At 64.2% G+C, this 4651-nt stretch carries 5 protein-coding genes; 2 read left to right on the forward strand and 3 right to left on the reverse strand.

Annotated features, from left to right (window positions below):
- The coding region (locus ACLP2E_RS13550) for a type II toxin-antitoxin system RelE/ParE family toxin (protein ID WP_442466246.1) at positions 1 to 117 on the reverse strand (117 nt) is incomplete at its 3' end.
- 328 nt (positions 118 to 445) lie between these two features.
- Here ACLP2E_RS13550 and ACLP2E_RS13555 point away from each other — a divergent pair.
- Together ACLP2E_RS13555 and ACLP2E_RS13560 are read left to right on the forward strand one after the other, a co-directional pair.
- Positions 446 to 1150: an AAA family ATPase gene (locus tag ACLP2E_RS13555; protein WP_442466242.1), complete on the forward strand. Its 705-nt coding sequence runs from the start codon at positions 446 to 448 to the stop codon at positions 1148 to 1150.
- The gene (locus ACLP2E_RS13560; protein ID WP_442466243.1) at positions 1147 to 1473 is read left to right on the forward strand and encodes a hypothetical protein; all 327 of its coding nucleotides are present in this window, start codon (positions 1147 to 1149) and stop codon (positions 1471 to 1473) included. Before ACLP2E_RS13555 ends, ACLP2E_RS13560 begins: the two co-directional genes overlap by 4 nt.
- A 430-nt stretch (positions 1474 to 1903) precedes the next feature.
- On the opposite strand, the gene ACLP2E_RS13565 is transcribed toward ACLP2E_RS13560, so the two are convergent.
- Both ACLP2E_RS13565 and ACLP2E_RS13570 read right to left on the reverse strand, forming a co-directional pair.
- Positions 1904 to 3943 carry a type IV secretory system conjugative DNA transfer family protein gene (locus ACLP2E_RS13565; RefSeq protein WP_442466244.1) on the reverse strand — a complete coding sequence of 680 codons (2040 nt, stop codon included), beginning with the start codon at positions 3941 to 3943 and terminating at the stop codon, positions 1904 to 1906.
- 11 nt (positions 3944 to 3954) lie between these two features.
- The gene (locus tag ACLP2E_RS13570) at positions 3955 to 4458 is read right to left on the reverse strand and encodes a conjugal transfer protein TraD (RefSeq protein WP_442466245.1); all 504 of its coding nucleotides are present in this window, start codon (positions 4456 to 4458) and stop codon (positions 3955 to 3957) included.
- Positions 4459 to 4651 lie beyond the last annotated feature (193 nt).

Consider the following 4651-nt stretch of genomic DNA (forward strand, 5'->3'; position numbering starts at 1 on the left):
GAGATCGGCGTCGACCAATCCCTTGTCGGCGCGCTCGACGGCCTCCCTCAAACTCCGATCGGCGATCCCTTCATCCCGTGCGAAACGAGCGAATGTTTTGAGTTTGTAGATCGGCACCCGCCCCCCTAGTTAGACTAACTATAGTTATTATGACCATGATGCGCTACGCCAATCGGCAAAATTTCCGTTTTTATGCCCAGCTCACTTCTGTGTAGCCGCATACTCACCCGACGCGGTGTAAGCGCGGTAATCCAACGGCGCGACCGTTGATCGGTCGCAAGAGATCCTGTGCCGCCCGCCAGGCCAAGCATTTGTACCAAATCAACATGATAACGTTATGCTATCATAGCGCGATCAGTAGCTTTGTGATCTAATAGTGTTACAGATTTGTTAAGCTTTCCTGGGGCAATCGTTTTCCTGTCGTCATTCTCGCTTTGGGGGTTTCATGTCGAGCAACGCTGTCGTCATCACCGCTGCCAACAGCAAGGGCGGCTGCGGAAAATCGACCACGATCATCATCCTCGGCGGCGAATACGCCGCTCAGGGCTATCGGGTTCACGTCATTGACGCCGACCCTAAGAAGCGCCTGGTTCGCTGGGCGCAGGTGGGCGTCAAACCCGAGTCGATCACCGTCAGCGAGGCAACTGCCGCGAATATCCGTGAAGAGATCGAGCGCGCCCGCGACGTCGCCGACGTTGTCCTAATTGACGTGGAAGGCACAGCGAACGCCGCACTTACGCTTGCGGTCGCCTACGCCAACCTTGTCATCGTGCCGGCCACGATCAGCCCGCCAGACGTCGAGGACGGCCTCGGCACCATCAAGCTTATCCGCGACATGGCCCATGCGTCCCGCCGCGACATCCCGCACGGGTTTCTATGGTCGAACGTCCCGCCCGCAATCCGCTCGCGCGAAATGATGAACCTGGAATCGCAAGTCGCGGAGGCGAAGATCCCGGTTATTTCGAGGGTTTTCCAGCGCTCCGCTTTTGCCGCCTTGTTCAGCTTCGCAACGACACTTGACCAGTTGCCTCGGCAGGAAGTCGCGGGAATCGACAAGGCGAAGGCCGACGCGATCCGGCTAACCGATGCGATTGACGCAATGCTTAATCCTCAAGCCGCGCCGGCTGCGAACCATGAGGCCGCCGCATGACTGAGCCGCTTAAGCGCCGAAATCTGTTGGCTATCCCGGCTGTTTCAGATCCTTTGCCGCAAGACGCCGTTGCAGCCGTCGCAGCTCGCAACGGCTTTCCTGCCGTGGCGCCGTCAGATGCGCAATCTCTACATCAAGCCGATTCCGGCATCCGCCGCCGGCATCGTCAGCCTACGGGCCGCGACCATCAATTTAACGTCCGGCTCCGGCGCGACACGCTTGATTTCATTTACGCCCAGGCGAACGAGCGGAATATCCCTGTAGCCCAGGTGATCGAGGAGGCGACCGAAGCTTTGCGGCGGATTCAGCTCGATCGCGCTTGATCGTGTCTTCACCCCTAGCGGAGGGCGAGGGCTGGCGGACGGCGTCCTCGAATTTGGCCTCAGGCCCTATCCGCCCTGATGGAGCAGGTCGACGGCTGTCACGGGCCGCAAGTTCATGTCCGCGGGGTTCTTGATCAGGACCTCGGCGTTGAGCTTGAGATCCCGGGTCGGAGTGCAGGCGGTCCATAGCTTGAGGCGATAGAGACCCGGTTGCAGATCGGCGCCGAGAATGAGGTCGATGGTCTTCTCCTCGCGGGCGGGTGCCGGAATTTGGCCGGTCTCGGCGCCGCCGGGGCAGGGGAGGGGGCAGTTTGGCCGGCGGGCGGCGCGGCCGCGTCGAGGCGGCGCAGAATCTCATCGAGCTTGTTTTCGATGCGATCGAGACGCTGATCGAGCGGGGAGGGCGGGGTTTGCGCGCGGGCGCTTACGCTCATGAGCGCGATCCCGCCGCCGCGAGGCGCGGGGGCGGGGCGAATCGATTGGCGGCGACCAGGCCGACCATGTCCGGGCGACGGAAATAGATCGCCCGTCCGCAGCGCAGGGGCTTGCGGCCTCGAACGAACACAAACTGCTCGTCGGCGCGGGCATCGGCGAGGATCTCCGACACCATGGCGAGGGGCCGCCCGCGCTCAGAGAGTTGCTCGGAGGAGCCTGTGGTTGCCGCGCCGCGATCGAGAGGGCGGCTGCTTTTGCTGCGGTTCGTACCCTCGGAGGAGAGGATGACGCCATGCTCGCCGCAGGCCTCGGAAATGGCGCGGGCCTGTTCGAGCGAGCCGATAGCGGCATAAGCGCGCCATGAGGCGGATTCGAACCAGGAGGCCTTGCCGCCTTCGCCCCATTGCTCGCGGAGCTGGCCTTCGGACTGGTAGAGCATGACGAGGGTGATGCCGTATTTGCGGCCAGCGTCGCGGGCTCGGGCGAGCGACGACATGAAGCCAAGGCGGGCGACCTCGTCGAGGAGAAAGACGACTCTTCCGCCGGGCAGGCGCCCGTCGGCCTCATAGACGGCGTTGAGCAGGGCGCCGACGACGACGCGGGCCAGCGCCGGCGTCGTCTCGAGAACCTTCATGGGGATATTGATGAAGAGATCGACATCGCCGGCGACAAGGTCGGCGGTCCGAAACCCGCCGCCGGAAACGAGGGCGGCGTAACGTGGGTTGGCGAGCCATTTGGTTTGCTTGCTCACGTTGCCGTAAACGCCGGAGAAGGTCTCGGCGACGAGGTTCATGAGCTGGCCGGCCAGGTGGCGGGCGACATGGGAATTTGAATCCGCGTGGATGCGCGCCAGCTCCCGGCGCATGGCCTCCTCGGGCAGAGCGAGGCGGATGGCCAGCGTCACCAGGTTGCGCTTGGACTGGGGAAGGTCGGGATCGAAGACGATGTCGGAAAGGAGCGCCTCGACCATGGCCTTGCCCTGGCTTTCGAAGAAGGCTTTTCCGGCCTCGGGCGTGTTGCTGGTCACGGGGCGTGTCTCGCCGCAAATCCAGTCGACGACCGCAGTGATATCGCCGTCGATGTGAGCAGAGGCCGGGTCGAGCCAGTCGAGGGCGTTGAAGGCGCCGTCGCGACGGACCGGATCGATGCAGATGACGCGCCGGCCCATGGCGAGGCGGGCCGGCGTCAGCATGGGGGCCAACTCGGACGAGGGATCGAGGGTGACAGTCGGACCGCGATACGTGAGCAGAGTCGGCACGCAAGTCGATACGGTCTTGAACGAGCCAGAGCCGGCGAAGACGAGGCCATGGGTGCCGCCTTCGCCGAGATCGAAGACGAGTAGGGGGGCCTTGCCGCCCTTGCCCCAGGTGGAAGGGTCACGGGGATCGAAGGCCTTTCCCATGGCGCCGGAATCCTGATCGACGCGGTAGGCCTCGCCGACCACGACGCCGCCGAGCGGCTCGCGCGACGGGTCGAACAGCCTCTTGGCCTCCTTCATGGGCATCCAGTCAGCATGGCCAAACGTGTCGGTTTTGGCGCGTTCGGTCGGCTTCACATTTTTGGGGTTCTTGGGTTTAGCGGTGAGGACAACAACGCCGACGAAGGCGGCGACAGCTCCAAATCCACAGGCGAAACTGACATCGCCATGGATGACGCGGGGGACATCGTCCCAACCATGGGCCAGCCCATTCGCGATGAGGCGCGCGCCCTCCTGCCAGCCGGTGAACACGGTTGCGGCGGCCATGCCGACGATCGTTGCGGCGGCCGTCAGACGAGGGACGACAGCGATTTCCTGTAGGCCGAGCGCCAGGGCCATGACCACTGCGGGTCCTATGAGGGTTGCGGTCGGCCAGGCTGCATAGGCGAGGTCGTAGGCGGCGGCGTCGATTATGCCGTCGCCTTGCGCCATGCCGATCAGCAGGCGGCGCCAGAGATCGTGGGCGAGCTGGAAGGCCGGATACCACAGGACGAGCGCAGCGATCGCAACGACGAAGCGAAGCATGGCGCGCGCATGAACACTGATGTTCGACGACATTGGGAGCGGCCCTATTGAGCCGCAGTCCGTGTTTCCCCATCGACCGGCGGCCGGACGCGCTGAATCTTGCCGTCATGTTCGGCGGCGAGGGCGGCGACGGCGGCATGATCGGCGAGACCCTCCCAGTGATGCAGCACCTTGTTCCAGCGTAAGCCCGCGGCGCGCAATTGGGTGGTGAAGGGGGTCGGCAGGACGGCGGCGAAGGTGACGGTCAGCGGCTCGCGGCCGGCGTCGCGAGCTTTGGCCTCCCGGTCGAAGATATGGCCGCCGGCCTTGGCCCATTCGGCGACGCGGGCGGAATCCTTTGCGCCGGCCGATAGGGACAGCAGCGCGCCATAGAGGGCGTTGGGTTCGAGATCGAGGAGCCCGGCTTTCTCGACGAGACCTCCGGCTTCGATCAGGCGGCGGGTGCGGGCCTTGCGCTCGTCGTTCTTGATCCTGGCTTCGTCGGCGGCGAGCCGGGCTTTCTGTTGTTCAAGCCGGGACATGCGCTCGGCGAGCGAGGTACGCGTCATGGGGCCTCCATTCTCCTTTGCCAGAAGTGATTCGTGGAGACTTTGCCCGCCGCGGCTCCGGCGATCAACCCGAAATCGTCCGCCGTCCAACGTTCTCTCCGCCCTAACGAAGACAATCTGAGGCCCGTGTCAAAATTGCACCAGGCTACTCGCCCCGGCTACGGCGGACCGTGGGACACGGGTTCGGAACGGA

It is taken from the genome of Rhodoblastus sp. (assembly GCF_052145335.1).
GTDB lineage: Bacteria > Pseudomonadota > Alphaproteobacteria > Rhizobiales > Beijerinckiaceae > Rhodoblastus.